This window comes from Agrobacterium sp. 5Ca39 (assembly GCF_055382365.1).
The window spans coordinates 2,362,318-2,381,757 of record NZ_AP026436.1 but is presented as its reverse complement, the minus strand read 5'-3'; the positions used below and the strand labels follow the sequence as shown (position 1 = coordinate 2,381,757).

Sequence of the window (19,440 nt, the reverse complement as noted above, 5' to 3'; positions counted from 1 at the left end):
AAATTCAGCGCTTGCATCGGGTCGCGACAGGTGGCATGGAACTATTGATGTCCTGGGGCATTAGCGTCTTTCGGATGTAGCGCGAACCGTTCCGGTCTCGTGTTGCCCTTCAGGTTATCAACGGGGGACCATCGGGCGTTGCGCGCACAAATTTCGCCGTCGGTGAGGGTGCGAAATCCAGTCGGAACGGCGTTGCCGGGCCGCAGGATGAGATCTTTCTGTAACCGGAAGCTTCCTGCACGCGCTGATCTCAAGCCCCGCAAACAGATTGCAAACATTGTGCAGCAGTATGTGGCGCCTTCCTGCCGGACGGTCCTCTCAGCCGGGTGTCCGGTCCGGTTCACCGAAGGTTCAGGATAAGTCATAAATATAGCGTGGCCGATTTTCGTGTGTGTTCCCGCCACGGACGAAATGCCGGTCAAGTCGAACAAGTCTCCATAAAGTTCAGAATACGAGCCCGATGTCATTTCATATCACCCCGACCGCCGCCGCCCGTGATTCCGAGACGAAGCAGATCGATCATAATGATTCGATCCGCGCGTCCTATATGACGGTCGAGGAACTGCATGATGCGGGCGCCGCGCTTTCCCGCGATGGCGCCGACAGCCTTCCCGGCTTCATGGAGTTCGATTTCTTCGAGCGTCATCGCGAGAATGAAAAGGAAATCCTCAGGGTCTATCGCACAACGGCGGTCGACGCGGAAAATGGCGCGACGATAACGCCGGCGGCGGAATGGCTTCTCGACAACCACTACGTCATCGAAGAGGCGATCCAGGAAGTCCGTCGTGATTTTCCGCGCAAGTTCTATCGCCAGCTGCCGACAATGACGGTGGGCGGCGTGACGATCCCGCGGGTCATGGCGCTCGGCTGGCTTTATGTTGCCCACACCCACAGCACGGTATCGCGCGAAAACATGACGGCGCTGGTGGATGGCTACCAGACCTCGAAGACGCTGCAGATCGGTGAATTGTGGGCGCTGCCCTCGATCATCCGTTTTGTCCTCATCGAAAATCTTCGCCGCATCTCCATCCGTGTGGAGCGTTCGCGCCGCATGCGCCAGAAGGCGAATGAGGTGGTCGACGAGATTATCCGCCTGAACGATGCGGAAGCGTCGGCAGCACTTCTCAACCAGGTCGATTCGCTGGTCGATGACCCGACTTTCGCGACGCAGTTCCTTTATCGCCTCCGAAACGGCTCGCAGACATCGGGTTTTGCCGTCGCATGGCTCGAAGAGCGTCTTCACGCTGCCGGCACCGACGCTGAAAACGTGATGATGTCGGAACATAATCGCCTCGCATCCGGCAACGTGACGATGGGCAACATCGTCAAGAGCCTGCGCGAGATCGATGATACCGAATGGTCGGTGTGGTTCGAGGAAGTCAGCCATATCGACAAGGTTCTGCGCGAAGAAACCGATTACGAAACGCTCGATTTCGGCTCCCGGAACACCTACCGCAATACCATCGAACTTCTGGCGCGTCGTTCTCCCAAGACCGAAGTTGAGGTCGCCCGTGCCGCTGTCGAAATGGCGCGTACCGATATGCCCGCAGAGGCGGACGAGACGCATCCCGTCAATGTCGGCTCCGTGCTGGTGGGTCAGCGTCGTTTCGAGCTTGAAAAGGCGCTGGGATACCGGCCCCTAGTATCGCAGCGTATCGTCCGGGCGATGCGGAAGTTCAACTGGCTGGCAATTGCAGCGCCAGTGCTTCTCATCACCGCGGTCGCCATGCTGGCGGTCGGGTGGTTCCTCGCCGAAGCGGGCATGCCCTGGTATGTTGTCACCGCTTTCCTGCTGATGTTCGCTCTGCCCGCCTCGGAGGGCGCGACCGGCCTCTTCAACACCCTTGTCACTTTCTTCGTGAAACCGTTCCGGCTGGTCGGATACGAGTTCAAGAATGGAATTCCCGAGGACGCGCGCACATTGGTCGCCGTGCCCTGCATGCTGACCAGTCGCGACAGCGTTGACGAGATGATGCGCAATATCGAGGTGCATTATCTCGCCAATCCGCATGGTGAGATCTATTTCTCGCTGGTGAGCGACTGGCGCGACGCGCAATACGAGCAGTCCGAGGATGATCTTGAGATACTCGAATATGCCAAGCGCGAGCTGGCAACACTGAACAGCCGCTACGCCTTTGACGGCAAGACACGATTTTACCTTCTGCATCGTCGTCGCATCTACAATCCCGCCGAAGGCTGCTGGATGGGCTGGGAGCGCAAGCGCGGCAAGCTGCATGAGCTGAACATGCTGCTGCGCGGCGACAAGGACACGACGTTCCTCGGCGGCGCGAATATCATTCCGGAAGGTGTGAAATATGTCATGACGCTGGACGCCGATACGCGCCTGATGCGCGATGCGGTGACGAAGCTGGTCGGCAAGATGCACCATCCGATCAACCGCCCCAGGATCGATCCTGAATCCGGTCGGGTGGTCGAAGGTTACGGTCTGCTGCAGCCGCGCGTCACACCTTCCCTGACCACGGGCAAGGATGCTTCGGTTTTCCAGCGTGTCTTTTCCATCAACCGCGGTATCGATCCCTACGTCTTCACGGTTTCCGACGTTTACCAGGACCTGACCTCCGAAGGCACCTTCACCGGTAAGGGTCTTTACGACGTGGATGCTTTCGAGGCGGCGCTGAAGGGCCGTATCGAAGAAAACTCCGTCCTCAGCCACGACCTGCTTGAAGGTTCGTTTGCGCGTTGCGCGCTGGTGACCGATGTGGAACTCGTCGAGGACTTCCCGACGCGCTATGAGGTGGAAGTTTCGCGTCAGCATCGCTGGGCGCGTGGCGACTGGCAGCTGCTTCCCTATATTCTCGACCGCGCCCGCGGCGTCACCGCTATCGGACGGTGGAAGATGGTCGACAATCTGCGTCGCTCACTGACGCCGATCGCCTGGTTCTTCGCCTCGATCCTCGGCTGGTATTTCATGGATCCGCTCGGGGCGCTGATCTGGCAGATCCTGCTGATCTTCTCGCTCTTCGTTGCACCGACGCTTTCGCTGCTTTCCGGCCTTGTGCCGCGTTCGACAGACATCGTGCCGCAGGCGCATTTCCACACCATCTGGTCTGAAATCCGCGCCACCAATGCGCAAGTCGCGCTGAGAATCGTCTTCATCGCCGATGCCGCCTGCATGATGACAGATGCGATTGCGCGTTCGCTCTACCGCCTGCTCGTCAGCCACAAGCTGATGCTGGAATGGCGCACCGCCGCCAGTATCCAGTCCAGTGCGCAGGGCAGCATCATCGATTATTATCGTCAGATGTGGCACGCCCCCGTTGTGGCGATGCTCGGCCTTCTGTTCGCGGCGCTGCCGGGCGACAATGCCTTCCTGATCGGCATTCCCTTTACGCTGCTGTGGGTGCTATCGCCCGCCGTTGCCTGGTATGTCAGCCAGTCAGCCGAGACCGAAGACCGGCTGTTCGTTTCCGAGCACGTCTCGTTCGAACTACGCAAGATTGCGCGCCGTACCTGGCGTTATTATGAGACCTTCGTGACACCGCAGGAAAACCACCTGCCGCCGGACAATTTCCAGGAGACGCCGGAGCCGATCGTTGCCTCGCGCACGTCTCCCACCAATATCGGCGTCTATCTGCTCTCCGTCATCTCCGCGCGTCAGTTTGGCTGGATCAGCTTTGCCGACACGCTGGAGCGCATCGAGAACACGATCCAGACCGTTGAGAAGATGGAAAAATATCGTGGCCATCTCTACAACTGGTATCACACCGATACCTTGCAGACGCTTGGACCGCGTTATGTTTCGGCGGTGGACAGCGGTAATCTCGCTGGCCATTTGATTGCGGTTTCTTCCGCCTGCCGCGATTGGGCGGAAGCGCCGTCGGCCCATCTTCAGGGCAACCTCGACGGTATCGGCGACGTGGCCGGCATTCTACGCGAAACGCTGAAGGCCTTGCCGGACGACCGCAAGAACCTGCGGCCGCTGCATCGCCGTCTCGAAGAGCGTATCATCGGCTTCTCGAACGCGCTGGCATCCGTCAAGCGCGAGCACGAATTCGCCTCCATTCGCGTCATCAACCTGGCGGTGCTTGCGCGTGACATTCAGAAGCTCGCCACCAATGTCGACCACGAGGTGAAGTCCACACAGAGCACCGAAGTGACGCGTTGGGCGCAGTTGCTGGTCGAGTGCTGCGAAGCCCATATTTCCGACAGCGCCATCGACCTGACCAATGTCGAGCCCTTGCGCCAGCGTCTCGCTTCGCTGCGCGACCGCAGCCGCAATCTCGCTTTCTCGATGGATTTCACGTTCCTTTACCGCAAGGATCGCCGCCTTCTTTCCATTGGCTATCGCGTCGAAAGCAAGGAGCTGGATGAGGCCTGCTATGACCTTCTGGCGTCGGAATGCCGTCTGACCAGCCTCTTCGCCATCGCGAAGGGCGATCTGCCGACTGAGCACTGGTACCGCCTTGGCCGTCAGGTCGTGCCGATCGGTGCGCAGGGCGCGCTGGTGTCCTGGTCGGGCTCCATGTTCGAATATCTGATGCCGCCGCTTGTGATGCAGGAGCGTCAGGGGGGTATCCTCAACCAGACCAACAACCTGATCGTCAAGGAACAGATGAATCACGGCCGCCGTCTGGGCACGCCATGGGGCATTTCCGAAGCGGCGTTTAATGCCCGCGATCACAACATGAACTACCAGTACACCAACTTCGGTGTGCCGACGCTGGGCCTCAAGCGTGGCCTTGGCCAGAATGCGGTAATCGCGCCCTATGCATCGATCCTCGCCAGCCAATACGATCCGGATGGTGCACTTGAAAACCTCGACAAGCTGCGCAAGCTTGGCGCACTTGGCCAATACGGTTTCCACGATGCGGTGGATTTCACGCCAACGCGTGTGCCCGATGGCAAGGTCTGCGCGGTGGTCTACAACTATTATGCCCACCACCATGGCATGTCGATTGCGGCCGTCGCCAACGTCGCCTTTGACGGCGTGCTGCGCGAACTCTTCCATTCCGATCCGGTGATCGAGGCGGCTGAACTGCTGCTGCAGGAAAAGGCGCCGCGCGAAGTGCCGGTCATGAGCGCCAAATACGAGCCGGAGACCCCCGGCAAGGAACAGGCCGACCTGCTGCGAGCGGAAGTGCGTTCCATTGCCGATCCGGCGGTACGCGACCGTGAGGTGGTGTTCCTGTCGAATGGTCACTACTCGACTATGCTTACCTCGACGGGTGCAGGTTATTCGAAATGGAACGGGCAGGCGATTTCCCGCTGGAAGGCCGATCCGACCGAAGACCGCTGGGGCACCTTCATCTTCCTGCGCGACACCACCAACGGGCAATGGTGGAGTGCGACTGCGGAGCCGCGTGTCTTCGAGGGTGAAAAGACCAAGACAGTCTTCACCGACGACAAGGCCGAGTTCCACAAGACCACCGGCGACCTGCAGAGCGTTGTCGAATGCATCGTCGCCACCGAGCACGATGCAGAAGGCCGCCGCGTCACCCTGCTCAATGTCGGTTCCGAGGATCGCTATATCGAAGTGACTTCCTATATGGAGCCGGTCATTGCGTCTGAGGATGACGACAACGCCCATCCGCTCTTCTCGCGCATGTTCGTGCAGACGGAGATCGGCCGGCGTGGCGACGTCATCCGCGCCTGGCGCAACCGTCGCAGCCCGAACGAGCCGGGCACCGTCATTGCGCATCTGGCCGCCGATAATGCCGGCCCGTCGCGCCCTACGGAATTCGAGACGGATCGCGCCAAATTCATCGGTCGTGGCCGATCGCTGCGCGAAGCGGCGGCATTCGATGCCGGTGCGACGCTTTCCAGCACTGACGGCTTCACGCTCGACCCCATCCTGTCGCTGCGACGCACCGTGCGCGTGCCGGCAGGCAAGAAGGTGAGCGTGATCTTCTGGACGATTGCCGCGCCGAGCCGCGAGGAAGTCGACAAGGCGATCGACCGTTATCGTCATCCTGATGCTTTCGCGCATGAACTCGTTCATGCTTGGACGCGTACACAGGTGCAGATGCGCCATGTGGGCGTCACCTCACAGCAGGCGGCCGCCTTCCAGCATCTCGGCCGATATCTGACCTATCCCGACATGCATCTGCGGGCGGATTCGGAAACGCTGAAAACAGGACTCGCTTCACAGCGCGCCTTGTGGCCGCTTGCGATTTCCGGCGATTTCCCGATTTTCAGCTTGCGCATCAACGACGATATGGACATGGACATCGCTCGTGAGGCGCTGAGTGCCCATGAATATCTGCGTTCGCGCGGCGTGATCTTCGATCTCGTTATCGTCAACGAACGGGCCGCATCCTACGCGCAGGACATGCAGCATGCGCTGGATCATATTTCCGAAGCACAACGCCGCATCAATCCCGCCGATGGCGGTCGCCCGCACGTCTTCTCCGTGCGCCGTGACCTGATGGATGAAGAGACGTGGAGCGCGCTTCTGGCCGCTTCCCGCGTTGTACTCCATGTGCGCAACGGCAAGATCGTGGACCAGATCAACCGCGCGGTATCGCTGTTTGCGGCCCATCGTGGTCCCGATGGCACAAGCGACGCCGCACAGGCCCGTCTGCCGGTCCCGGCTTTCCCGGTTGCGGAGCCGGTCGAAGACGCGGGCGATCTCGATTTCTGGAACGGATTCGGCGGCTTCGCCAGGAACGGACAGGAATATGTGGTGCGTCAACATGGTGGGCAGTCCACCCCGCATCCGTGGATCAACGTCATCTCGAACGAGAATTTCGGCTTCCATATTTCGGCCGAAGGCGCAGGTTTCAGCTGGAGCCGCAATTCGCGCGATTATCAACTGACGCCGTGGAGCAATGACCCTGTCATCAACCGGCCGGGCGAGGCCTTCTATGTCGCCGATGTGGACACAGGAAAGCTCTATACGCCGTGTGCCGCGTTGTCGCGTGATCCAGAATCCATGTTCGAAACCCGTCACGGCCTGGGCTACTCCATCCTGACCGGCGTTGCCGACACACTTGAAGTCGAGGTGACACAGACCGTCGATCGTGAAAAGCCGGTCAAGTTCTCGCAGGTCATCGTTCGCAACAAAGGCTCTAAAAGCCGCCGGCTGAAGGTTTATGCCTATGTCGAATGGGTGCTCGGCAATAACGGACAGAAATCAGCGCCGTTCATTCTGAGCCGACATGATGCGGGCAACAACGCAATCTTCGCGTCGAACCCCTACAGCATTGACTACAGCGCACGCACGGCGTTCCTGACGCTTGACACGGAGGCGAGCGGTTTCACCACCAGTCGTCGGGAATTCATTGGCCGCTTTGGTTCGGCACAGGCCCCGCAGGCGATCGTGTCGGGTAACGCACTCAGCGGCAGCACCGAGGTTGACGGCGATCCCTGTGCGGCGCTGATGCAGGAAATCCACCTTAAGCCCGGCGAAGAACGGCACATGACCTTCATTCTGGGCGACGCCGATAATGCGGAAGAAGCCGAGGCGCTGGTGAAGGATGTCCGCCGTGTGGATTTCCAGTCCGTGCTGGAGGAAAGCAAGGCGTTCTGGACCGGTTTTACCGGCCAATTACAGGTGTCCACGCCGGATGCCGGCTTCAACCACATGGTCAACAATTGGCTGCCCTACCAGGCGCTGGCGTGCCGCATTCTGGCGCGCACGGCTTTCTATCAGTCGAGCGGCGCCTTCGGCTTCCGTGACCAGCTTCAGGATACCCTGGCGTTCCTGCTCTACCAGCCGGATCTCGCTCGCAAGCAGATCCTACGCGCAGCCGGCCGGCAGTTCCCGGAAGGCGACGTTCAGCACTGGTGGCTGCCGCTGACAGGCGCCGGTGTCCGCACCACTATCTCGGACGACGTGGTATGGCTTGCTTATGCGATCAACCAGTATGTTTCGGCGACCGGCGATATCGCCATTCTGGATGAGAGCATTCCCTTCCTGAAGGGGCCGGCGCTGATGCCCGGCCAGCACGACGCTTTCTTCCAGCCGGAAACCAGCGACAAATCCGCGACGCTCTACGAACACGCGGCGCTGGCGCTCGATCTTGCCATTCATCGCAACGGGGAGAACGGCCTGCCGCTGATCCTCGGCGGTGACTGGAACGACGGCATGAACCGCGTCGGCGTTGGCGGCAAGGGTACCAGTGTCTGGCTCGGCTGGTTCCTTTCCGGCGCCTTGCGCGATTTCATTGAAATTGCGGAAAAGCGCGGTGATACGGATCGGGTCGGCAGATGGGCCTCGCACCGCGAAAAACTGCGCAATGCGCTCGAAACCGCGGGGTGGGATGGCAGCTATTATCGTCGCGGCTATTTCGACGACGGCACGCCGCTGGGTTCCGCCGGAAGCGAGGAATGCCGGATCGATTCGCTCGGCCAAAGCTGGAGCGTTCTCTCCGGCGAAGGCGAAGAGGCCCGGTCGCGGCAGGCAATGGATGCGGTCATGGAGCATCTGGTGGATGAAAAGACCGGCATCATCCGGCTATTCACGCCGCCATTCTCGCGCGCGCCGCACGATCCGGGCTACATCAAGGGATATCCGCCAGGTGTGCGCGAAAATGGCGGACAATATACCCACGCGGCGACCTGGGTGGTTCTCGCTCTTGCCAAGCAGGGCAGGGCGCAGGAGGCCTGGAACTGCTTCAAGCTGCTCAACCCGGTCAATCACGCGCTCGATGCGGCAGCGTCGGAAACCTATCGGGTCGAACCCTATGTGGTGACCGCGGATGTATACGGTGAAGGCGCTTATGCGGGCCGTGGCGGCTGGAGCTGGTACACCGGCTCGGCCGGCTGGCTCTACCGTGCCGCTGTCGAGGGTATTCTCGGCATCACCCGCACTGACGGCAGGCTGCATATTTCACCGTCGCTGCCGGATGACTGGAGCGGTTTCTCGGTGAAGATCACGCTCGACGGCAAGGCTAGAGACATTGCCGTCAGCCGCAAGCCTGGCACGGCGGAGGTTTCGGTGTCTGTCGATGGCAAGGACTTGGCGGCCGGCGAGAGGGTGATCCCCTTCGACTGAGACGAGCGGGCCTTCGGCTTGCTTTTTAAGTCGGGCTCCTGCGGTGACGCAGGGGCCCGAATTTTGTTGTGAGGTTCCCCCGCCTTCGATGTTGTTTGGCGTCTGGGGCATGGCGCCTGTACGGCGATACAGGGCTGGCAAGAACGCTCAACGGGCGGTCAATGCGAAGCAAGGGCACGATGGCAGCAAATCGAGACCGATAGACCATTTCGCATATTTTCCGACGCATGAAGGGCAGATGCTGCACAGAGACTTCTTGGTCCCCCGTGGCTACAGCATCACCCGTGAGGCGATGGATGCATCGCAGACAGCGCGGCGGGGTATAGAGTTTTCCAAGCCGCAAGCTCCGAACGAGATCGACCGAGAAATTGAGCTTCTCAGCACAACGGCTGCAAAAATTCGGTGGTAAATATGACGGTTGGGGGACTGAGGTAGAAGCTTGGTGATGTCCCGATATTTTCGAAGCAGACAACGAAAAAGGGCGGACACGACAGTGCCCGCCCTTTTTGCATTCCATTCCTGAGCCTCAGGAGGCTATCGCTTTTGGCCGGGGCTGCTGGCCTTCGTCTTCCGTCAGCAGGCCGCTGGTGCGCAGCAGCGAGGTAAAGCGACCGCCGCGTTGGCTTAGCTCATCGAAGGTGCCCTTTTCGATGATCCGGCCCTGATCGAGGAACAGGACGAGATCGGCATCGCGGACAGTGGAAAGGCGATGGGCGATGATGAAGGTCGTGCGGTTCTTTCTCAGCGCATCCACTGCGGCCTTCACACGGGCTTCGGTTTCCACGTCGAGTGCACTGGTCGCCTCGTCGAGAACCAGAATGGGGGCGTTCTTCAGGATCGCACGGGCAATGGCGATACGCTGGCGCTCGCCGCCGGACAGGCGGTTGCCGCGTTCACCAACCTGGGTCAGATAGCCGTTGATGCGGCTGTCGATGAAATCCGTCGCCGCTGCGGCCGCCGCCGCTTCCACCACTTCCGCATCGGTGGCCGATTCACGACCAAGGCGGATATTTTCGCGGATCGAGCGGTTCAGCAGGCCGGCATCCTGAAACACCGTGGCGATGGAGTTGCGGAGCGAATTTTTCGTCACCGTCGAGATATCGGTTCCATCGATCAGGATCTGGCCGGAATCGGGATCATAGACCCGCTGCAGCAGGTTGATGAGCGTCGTCTTGCCGGCACCTGTCGGTCCGACGATCGCGATCGTCTCGCCGGCCCTGGCCGTAAACGAGACATCGTGAACGCCCTGCTTGGTGTTGGCAAAACCGAAATTGACATTGCGGAATTCCACGGTGCCGGAGACATTCGACAATTCACGGGCATCGCCCGGTTCTTCCCGTTCCTTGACGGAATCCTCGAGGACGAAGAAGTCCTCAAGCTTGGCGCGGGCTTCGAAAATCTGCGTCACGAACTGGCGCATCTGGTCCAGACGGCCTATCAGGAGATTGGCGAAACCGATGAAGGCGATGACGTCGCCGACGCGCAGCTCGCCGTTCTTCACCAGCACGGTGCCGATCACAAGAATGATCATCATCGAAACGGTGGAGGCCGTGCGGTTCAGAGCGCTCGCAAAGGCCCACCAGTCGAGCACGGGATATTGCGCACTTAGCAGCTTTTCGGTGAAGGATTTCAGCGCTTTGGTTTCAGCCTCGATGCGGTTGTAGCTGTGCAGCACGGAAACGTTGCTGATGGAATCGCTGACATGGGCAAAAACGCTGTGATAATGCTCTTCGACCGAAGCCTGACCATCCTTGGTGCGGCCCATCACCCATTTGCCGATGAACCAGTAGACGATGCCGAGGCCAATCAGCACGAAGCTGAGGCGCAGGTCCATGGACATGGCGGTGGGCACAAGCAGCACCAGCGCGACGAAGGTCGCGAGATGGGTGCGCATGAATTCCAGCCATAGGCCGAAGAGCGTTTCGCTGGCGCGCAGGAGGGTATGCAGGGCATTGGACGTGCCGCGCTGATGGTGCCAGGAAAGCGGCATCGAGATGATGCGCCCGAAGGCCTCCGTCAGGAGCGAAGCGCGCCTGCCATGCGCCAGCCGGTCGGCTTCGCGGGCGACGGCTACGTAAGCCACGGTGTTGAAGACGCCGAACCCCGCCCACAATATGAGAATGGACGTGACATTGGAGCCAGAAGAAATGGCGTCGATGATCCGGCCGAACAGCACGGGTTCGGCAATGGTGATCGCTGCAAGAATGACGTTGGCGATGACGACGACAGCCACACGCCATTTATGAACGGTCAGATAGCGCAGAGCGCGTGTGTAAACCTGAAACAAGGTCAAATTTTCAATCCAGTCCGGGCGTCTTTTCGAGCGGTTGATTGTTCGGCCTCAATACGATGCTACTTTAGCAAGGTTGCATGAGACGGCGAATTTTGTGTAATTATCGCTCTTTCTGTCTGAATGGCGGCTTAACAGATTGGCCGTCCATGCGAACCGAAAAAACCTCCCGGTGTTTCCCGGGGCCTGCCGTCACAAGATTTCGCATCTTCGTTTCAGGGATTGCTAACGACGATATGTTCAATCTCACCCGACCGGCGCCCGAGTAACATGACGTCATCGCGGGACCATGTCCTTCGTGTCATCCCCTTCAAGCCAAGTCCGGACCATGTGTCTTTATGCATGATATTCTTCACTTCATCTCTGCGTGTTACCAGGCGGGAAACGCCGAACGTGTGCGTTCAGAATTTGCAACGCTCATTCGGGAATATGGTTTCGAATATTTCCTTGTCAGCAGACGCATGACCGGCGAGCTGGCCTCCACCGGCCAAATCCTTGCGCAACATTTGCCGGAAGGCTGGATAGAGGTTTACAGGGCCAAGAAATACAACCTCGTCGATCCCGTCCGCAAAGTGATCGGCATGGTGCACAAACCCTTTCATTGGAAAGAGGCGCTGGAGGGGCTTCCCCGCGCCATGCATCGGAAAAGGGCGAGCGTGTTTTTCCACGATGCCGGCCGTTACGGCTTGCAGGGCGGTTATGCTTTTCCCGTGCATGGACGGGCGGGATTCATAGGTGCCGTGTTCATAGGTGGACAGGACCGGCAATTGCCCTCCTTGCAGGTGGAACTGCTCGATGCTGCGACCCGGGCGGTCTTCTGGCGCCTGCTCGATCTTTCAGGTCAGGCCCATGATCTCAGCAATATTCCAGACGGTTCCGCTCTTGAGCTCACACGGCGTGAGACGGAAGTGCTGGCGCTGATGGCGGATGGCATGACATCGGCGGAGATCGGCCGCAAGCTATCCATCTCCAACCATACGGTCGACTGGTATATAAACGGGATTCAGCGTCGTTTCAGCGCCAAGAACCGGCAGCACACCGTCGCACTCGCGTTCCGCCATGGCTTGCTGAGCTAGCGCAAACAGAACAGTTCTCGCCGGAATTGCCCTTTCCAAGACCGGGTTTTGCTGCTTAATTCCGCAGTGCAGCAGAATTTTGTTTTGGCGTGTGGGGAGACCGTCTTGAAAATATCGAAAATACTTGTTGCCAACCGATCCGAAATTGCGATCCGCGTTTTCCGGGCAGCCAACGAGCTCGGGATTAAAACCGTTGCGATTTGGGCGGAAGAGGACAAGCTGTCTTTGCACCGCTTCAAGGCGGACGAGTCCTATCAGGTCGGCAGGGGGCCGCATCTCGCCAAGGATATGGGGCCGATCGAGAGCTATCTTTCGATCGAGGAGGTTATCCGCGTTGCGAAGCTCTCCGGAGCGGACGCGATTCATCCCGGTTACGGTCTTCTGTCTGAAAGCCCCGAATTCGTGGAGGCCTGCAACAAGGCGGGCATCACCTTCATCGGACCGACGGCTGATACGATGCGCCAGCTCGGCAACAAGGTCGCCGCCCGTAATCTGGCGATTTCGGTTGGCGTTCCCGTCGTTCCCGCCACCGACCCACTGCCGGACGACATGGCGGAAGTGGAGCGTATGGCCGAGGAGATCGGTTATCCCGTCATGCTCAAGGCCTCCTGGGGCGGTGGCGGCCGTGGCATGCGCGCCATCCGCAAAAAGGAAGACCTTGCTCGCGAGGTGACGGAAGCCAAGCGCGAGGCCAAGGCCGCCTTCGGCAAGGACGAAGTCTATCTCGAAAAGCTGGTCGAGCGTGCGCGCCACGTCGAAAGCCAGATTCTCGGCGACACGCACGGCAATGTCGTGCATCTGTTCGAACGTGATTGTTCGATTCAGCGGCGTAATCAAAAGGTCGTCGAGCGTGCGCCTGCGCCCTATCTGTCGGAAGCGCAACGTCAGGAACTGGCCGCCTATTCCCTGAAGATCGCCGCCGCGACCAGTTATATCGGTGCAGGCACGGTCGAATATCTGATGGATGCCGACACCGGCAAATTCTACTTCATCGAGGTCAATCCGCGCATTCAGGTGGAACATACCGTTACGGAAGTCGTCACCGGTATCGATATCGTCAAGGCGCAGATTCACATTCTGGAAGGCGCCGCCATCGGCACGCCGGAATCCGGGGTGCCGAGGCAGGAGGATATCCGCCTGAATGGCCACGCCCTCCAGTGCCGCATTACGACGGAAGACCCGGAACACAATTTCATTCCGGATTATGGCCGTATCACCGCTTATCGCTCCGCTTCAGGCTTCGGTATCCGTCTGGACGGCGGCACGTCCTATACTGGCGCTGTCATCACCCGCTACTATGATCCGTTGCTTGTGAAGGTGACGGCATGGGCGCCGCGGCCCGACGAGGCGATCAACCGTATGGATCGCGCTTTGCGCGAATTCCGTATCCGCGGCGTGGCGACCAACCTCACATTCCTAGAGGCCATCATCGGCCATGACAGTTTCCGCAACAATACCTATACAACCCGCTTCATCGATTCGACCCCCGAGCTTTTTGCCCAGGTCAAACGTCAGGACCGCGCTACCAAGCTTTTGACCTATCTCGCCGATGTGACCGTGAACGGCCACCCGGAAACCAAGGGACGCGCAAGGCCCTCGGACAAGGCGGCAAAGCCCATCGTGCCCTATATCGATGCGCCGACGCCCGACGGCACCAAGCAGTTGCTGGACAAGCTCGGCCCGAAGGGTTTCGCAGACTGGATGCGCAACGAAAAGCGGGTACTCGTCACGGATACGACGATGCGCGACGGACATCAGTCGCTGCTTGCGACCCGTGTCCGTACCCATGATATCGCCCGCGTCGCCATCGCCTATGCCAAAGCGCTGCCACAGCTTCTGTCGCTGGAGTGCTGGGGCGGTGCTACATTCGACGTTTCCATGCGCTTCCTGACCGAAGACCCGTGGGAGCGTCTGGCGCTGATCCGCGAAGGTGCTCCCAACCTGCTGCTGCAGATGCTTCTGCGCGGGGCAAACGGCGTCGGGTACAAGAACTACCCGGACAACGTCGTGAAGTATTTTGTCCGTCAGGCCGCAAAGGGCGGCATTGATCTTTTCCGTGTCTTCGATTGCCTGAACTGGGTGGAGAATATGCGGGTCTCGATGGATGCCATCTCGGAGGAAAACAAGCTCTGTGAAGCGGCCATCTGCTACACCGGAGACATCCTCAATTCGGCGCGTCCGAAATACGACCTGAAATATTACACCAATCTCGCCCAGGAACTGGAACGCGCAGGCGCGCATATTATTGCCGTCAAGGATATGGCGGGCCTGCTGAAACCGGCTGCCGCCAAGGTTCTGTTCAAGGCGCTGCGGGAAGAAACGGGTCTGCCGATCCATTTCCACACCCATGATACGTCAGGAATTGCCGCAGCGACGGTTCTTGCCGCCGTGGATGCGGGTGTCGACGCTGTCGATGCCGCGATGGACGCCTTCTCCGGCAATACGTCGCAGCCGTGCCTTGGTTCGATCGTGGAAGCGCTTGCCGGGTCGGAACGCGATACGGGCCTCGATACCGAATGGATTCGTCGCATTTCCTTCTATTGGGAGGCCGTGCGCAACCAGTATGCGGCTTTCGAAAGCGATCTCAAGGGGCCGGCGTCGGAAGTCTATCTGCACGAAATGCCGGGTGGTCAGTTCACCAACCTCAAGGAACAGGCGCGTTCGCTGGGTCTCGAAAGCCGTTGGCACGAAGTGGCGCAGGCTTATGCCGATGCCAACAGGATGTTCGGCGATATCGTCAAGGTGACGCCGTCTTCGAAAGTCGTCGGTGATATGGCGTTGATGATGGTCAGCCAGGATCTGACAGTGGCCGACGTACAGAATCCCGAGCGCGAGGTCTCTTTCCCGGAGTCCGTGGTTTCCATGCTCAAGGGCGATCTCGGACAATCGCCCGGCGGTTGGCCGGAAGCCCTGCAGAAAAAAGCGTTGAAGGGCGAAGCGCCCTATACCGTTCGTCCGGGTTCACTATTGGCGGATGCCGATCTCGATGCCGAACGGAAGACCATCGAGACCAAGCTGGAGCGCAAGGTCGATGATTTCGAGTTCGCATCCTATCTGATGTATCCGAAGGTATTCACGGATTTCGCGCTCACCGCCGAAACCTATGGCCCGGTCTCGGTGCTTCCCACCCATGCCTATTTCTACGGAATGGAGGATGGCGAGGAACTGTTTGCAGATATCGAGCGCGGCAAGACGCTGGTCATCGTCAATCAGGCTTCATCCGGCGTTGACGACAAGGGCATGGTGACGGTGTTTTTCGAAATCAATGGTCAGCCGCGCCGTATCAAGGTGCCGGATCGGACGCATGGTGCTTCCGGCTCTGCCGTGCGCCGCAAGGCCGAACCTGGCAACGCGTCGCATGTCGGGGCACCGATGCCGGGTGTCATCAGCCGCGTCTTCGTCAATCAAGGCCAGGAGGTCAAGGCTGGCGATGTGTTGCTCTCCATCGAGGCGATGAAGATGGAAACGGCGCTTCACGCCGAGCGGGATGGCAAGATCGCGGAAGTTCTGGTGCGCCCGGGCGACCAGATCGATGCGAAGGATCTACTGGTCGCTTACGCGGAATAAATACATTCGTCGATCGAACAGTCAGACGCCCGCCTTCCCGGCGGGCGTTTTTTATTGCGTTTCCCCGAAAACTCGAATATGCATGTTCATGCACGTTTATTCCTGTTTATGCATGAGTCTGTATGAGTGATCATTTCGTCAGCGAGCGGCAGGCGCTTATCCTCGAACAGTTGCGGCAGAACGGCCGTGTGCTGGCGCAGGACCTCGCTCAAAACTTTGGCGTTTCTGAAGACACGGTTCGCCGCGACCTGCGAGAGATGGCGGCCCGTGGGGAATGCATGCGCGTTTATGGCGGCGCCCTGCTCTCGGATAGCAAGACGGTGCCGCTGAAGACGCGGATCGCCGAGGATGCGGACCGCAAGGCTCTGCTGGCCCGCGCCGTTGTCCCGCTTCTCAAGCGGGGCATGGTCGTTTTCATCGATGCCGGTTCGACGAACCTCGCCATTGCCAGGGCGATCCCGGCTGGTCTCAATGTAACGGTGGTGACGAATACGCCCGCCATTGCCGCCGAACTCACGGGGCGGGCGGATATCGATCTTGTGCTGATCGGTGGCAAGGTTGATCCCGCCGTTGGTGCGGCAATCGATGCAATGGCGCTGCGGCAGCTCGAATTGATGCGACCCGATCTCTGTGTTCTCGGGGTCTGTGGTGTCGCGGTCGAGACCGGCCTGTCGGCCGATGTCTTCGAGGATGCCGTTTTCAAGCGGCTCGCCTGCAGCGCCAGCCAGCGGATTGTCGCTGCAATCACCACCGAGAAGCTGGGGCATAAGGCAGCGTTCCACGTGCATGATTTTTCCCCGCCGCTTTCCCTTGTGCTGGAACGGGATGCCGACCGCGTGTTGGTCGAGGGCGTGTCCAGCCGAGGCGTAGACGTTTATTGCGGCGACGATGCCGTCGCCTGATTTTCCCATGGTCAAGTCTGAAGGATATAGCCGATGAATGGCCCCACCACATTTTCGCAGACGGGTGCACGCTCGTCCTATCTGACGCGTCATCGTATCGGCGTTTCCCTGCTGTTCTTGATGAACGGGTTCATGATGGGATCATGGGCGCCCAAGATTCCCGAATTTGCGGCGCGTCTTTCCCTTAGTGAAAGCGCGCTTGGTCTCATCATCCTGGTCTTCGGTATCGGCTCGCTGGTTTTCATGCCGATCGCCGGCTCGCAGATCGCCCGTTTTGGCTCCCGGACGGTCAGTCTCGTGACCGCGGCGATCTTTCTGCCCACACTGCTTTTCATTTCCTGGGCGGGAACCGTCTGGGCCGGGGTAATCGCGGTTTTCCTGTTTGGCGGCCTAACGGGAGCGATGGATGTCGCCATGAATGCCAATGCGGTAGCGGTTGAGCGCGATATGCGCCGCGCCATCATGTCATCCTGCCACGCTTTCTGGAGCCTCGGCGGCCTCATCGGGGCCGGTCTCGGCGGTTATCTCATCACGGCCATCGGCGTGCAGGGGCATGCCATTGCGCTGACGGTCATCGCATTCGTACTGCTGATCGTGGCATGGCCGCGTGTGCTTGCAGATCGTCCGCACCCGGAGGAAGAGCGCCCGAAAGGCGGCCTGCCGCTGACGCCGCTGCCGTGGATCATCGGCCTGATGGCCCTTTTCTCGATGATCCCGGAAGGCGCAATCCTCGACTGGGGCGCTCTTTATCTGCGCAACGAGCTCGGAGCTTCGGTGTCACAATCCGGCTTCGCCTTTGCGGCTTTCTCGATGACCATGGCGGCCATGCGTTTTGCCGGCGATCTGGTGCGCGACCGCTTCGGGGCTGTGACGACCCTGCGCTTCTGTTCGGCCATGTCGATTATCGGTCTTCTTATCGCCGGTATTGCGGGAAATTCCACCATCGCGATCGTTGGCTTCGCGATTGCGGGCATCGGCATCTCCAACATGGTGCCCATTGCCTTCTCGGCGGCGGGCAATATGCCGGGCCTGGCACCGGGAATCGGCCTTTCGGTCGTCACCACCATGGGTTATTCCGGCATTCTGGTGGCGCCATCGGCGATTGGCTTCATTGCGGAACATACCGGTCTCGCCAGCGTCTTCCTGTTTCTCCCGTTACTGCATGTGGTGGTTCTGCTACTTTCGCGGCTCGCCCGTCATGCCGACGGTGCGGGCAAGGAATAGGCGTATCGAATTTTGCCATGATTGCGGTAAAGTAGAAGCTCCAGCGCGTTGGGTGTTGACAAGAAGTCCCCCTTGTTTCACCTCAATTGCAAGACCTTGCCGCAAGCTCCAGAGACCGCCATGACGTCACATGCCGATTACGACCCGAAGCCCCGCCGCGCCTCCGTCGCCGTAGACGTCGGCGGCGTCATCGTCGGTGGCGGCGCACCCGTCGTCGTGCAGTCGATGACCAATACCGATACGGCTGATATCGACGCCACCGTCAGCCAAGTGGCGGCGCTGTTCCGGGCCGGTTCGGAAATCGTCCGTATCACCGTAGACCGTGATGAGAGTGCGGCCGCCGTGCCGAAAATTCGCGAACGGCTGCTGCGTCTTGGGATGGATGTGCCGCTGGTCGGTGATTTTCATTATATCGGCCACAAGCTTCTGGCCGACCATCCGGCCTGCGCCGAAGCGCTGGCGAAGTACCGCATCAACCCGGGCAATGTCGGTTTCAAGGACAAGAAGGACAAGCAGTTTGGTGAGATCGTCGAAATGGCGATCCGTTACGACAAGCCCGTTCGCATCGGTGTCAACTGGGGATCTCTGGATCAGGAATTGCTGACTACGCTGATGGACAGGAACAAGGAAGAGGGCTTTCCGCTTTCCGCCCGTCAGGTCACGCGGGAGGCCATTGTTCAGTCGGCGCTGATTTCCGCCGAGCTTGCTGAAGAGATCGGCCTGCCGCGCAACCGTATCATCCTCTCGGCCAAGGTCAGCCAGGTGCAGGACCTGATTGCCGTCTATTCGATGTTGTCTGAACGCTCCGACCATGCCCTCCATCTCGGTCTCACGGAAGCCGGCATGGGTTCAAAGGGTATCGTCGCCTCGTCCGCCGCCATGGGTTATGTGTTGCAGCATGGTATTGGCGATACGATCCGCGTTTCACTGACGCCTGAGCCGAATGGCGACCGGACCCGCGAGGTGCAGGTGGCGCAGGAATTGCTGCAGGTCATGGGTTTCCGTCAGTTCATTCCGGTGGTTGCGGCATGTCCCGGCTGCGGGCGTACCACGTCGACGGTATTTCAGGAACTGGCCCAGAACATCCAGAACGATATCCGCAAGAATATGCCGGTCTGGCGTGAAAAATATCCCGGCGTCGAGGCATTAAATGTCGCCGTCATGGGTTGCATCGTAAATGGTCCCGGTGAAAGCAAGCACGCGGATATCGGCATTTCGCTGCCCGGAACGGGCGAAAGCCCGGCGGCGCCGGTCTTTATCGACGGAGAGAAAGCCCTCACCCTGCGTGGCCCCAACATAGCCGCTGATTTCGAAGCGCTTGTGACCGATTACATCGAAAAGCGTTTTGGCCGGAAAGACGCGGCGGAGTAACGAGTAGCGTGAAAAGGCCGCAATTCCACTGTCATACCTCCTGACCCTTTCGGA

General features: G+C 59.6%; 7 protein-coding genes. 6 read left to right on the top strand and 1 reads right to left on the bottom strand.

The genetic code is table 11. The annotated features are described in order from the left end of the window. Positions 1-460: 460 nt before the first annotated feature. The gene (locus ACZ47E_RS11705) at positions 461-8,956 is read left to right on the top strand and encodes a glycoside hydrolase family 94 protein (protein ID WP_278067069.1); all 8,496 of its coding nucleotides are present in this window, start codon (positions 461-463) and stop codon (positions 8,954-8,956) included. A gap of 526 nt (positions 8,957-9,482) precedes the next feature. Here ACZ47E_RS11705 and ACZ47E_RS11700 read toward each other — a convergent pair. Continuing rightward, positions 9,483-11,249, bottom strand: coding sequence for a glucan ABC transporter ATP-binding protein/ permease (locus tag ACZ47E_RS11700; protein WP_004443992.1), 1,767 nt, complete (start codon positions 11,247-11,249; stop codon positions 9,483-9,485). Between the two features lie 335 nt (positions 11,250-11,584). On the opposite strand from ACZ47E_RS11700, the gene ACZ47E_RS11695 reads away from it, so the two are divergent. From ACZ47E_RS11695 to ispG, 5 genes are all read left to right on the top strand, one after another. Beyond that, complete coding sequence (locus tag ACZ47E_RS11695; RefSeq protein WP_004443990.1) at positions 11,585-12,322, top strand: helix-turn-helix transcriptional regulator; 738 nt, start codon at positions 11,585-11,587, stop codon at positions 12,320-12,322. Between the two features lie 105 nt (positions 12,323-12,427). After that, on the top strand, positions 12,428-15,889 hold the full coding sequence (gene pyc / locus ACZ47E_RS11690; RefSeq protein ID WP_278067068.1) for a pyruvate carboxylase: 3,462 nt from the start codon (positions 12,428-12,430) through the stop codon (positions 15,887-15,889). 122 nt (positions 15,890-16,011) lie between these two features. Then, complete coding sequence (locus tag ACZ47E_RS11685; RefSeq protein ID WP_004443986.1) at positions 16,012-16,791, top strand: DeoR/GlpR family DNA-binding transcription regulator; 780 nt, start codon at positions 16,012-16,014, stop codon at positions 16,789-16,791. A 33-nt stretch (positions 16,792-16,824) separates the two neighbouring features. Beyond that, positions 16,825-18,015, top strand: coding sequence for an MFS transporter (locus ACZ47E_RS11680; protein ID WP_004443984.1), 1,191 nt, complete (start codon positions 16,825-16,827; stop codon positions 18,013-18,015). Positions 18,016-18,135: 120 nt separating this feature from the next. Further along, a complete protein-coding gene (gene ispG / locus ACZ47E_RS11675; protein ID WP_006698284.1) occupies positions 18,136-19,386 on the top strand; it encodes a flavodoxin-dependent (E)-4-hydroxy-3-methylbut-2-enyl-diphosphate synthase in 1,251 nt (416 codons plus the stop codon). Positions 19,387-19,440 lie beyond the last annotated feature (54 nt).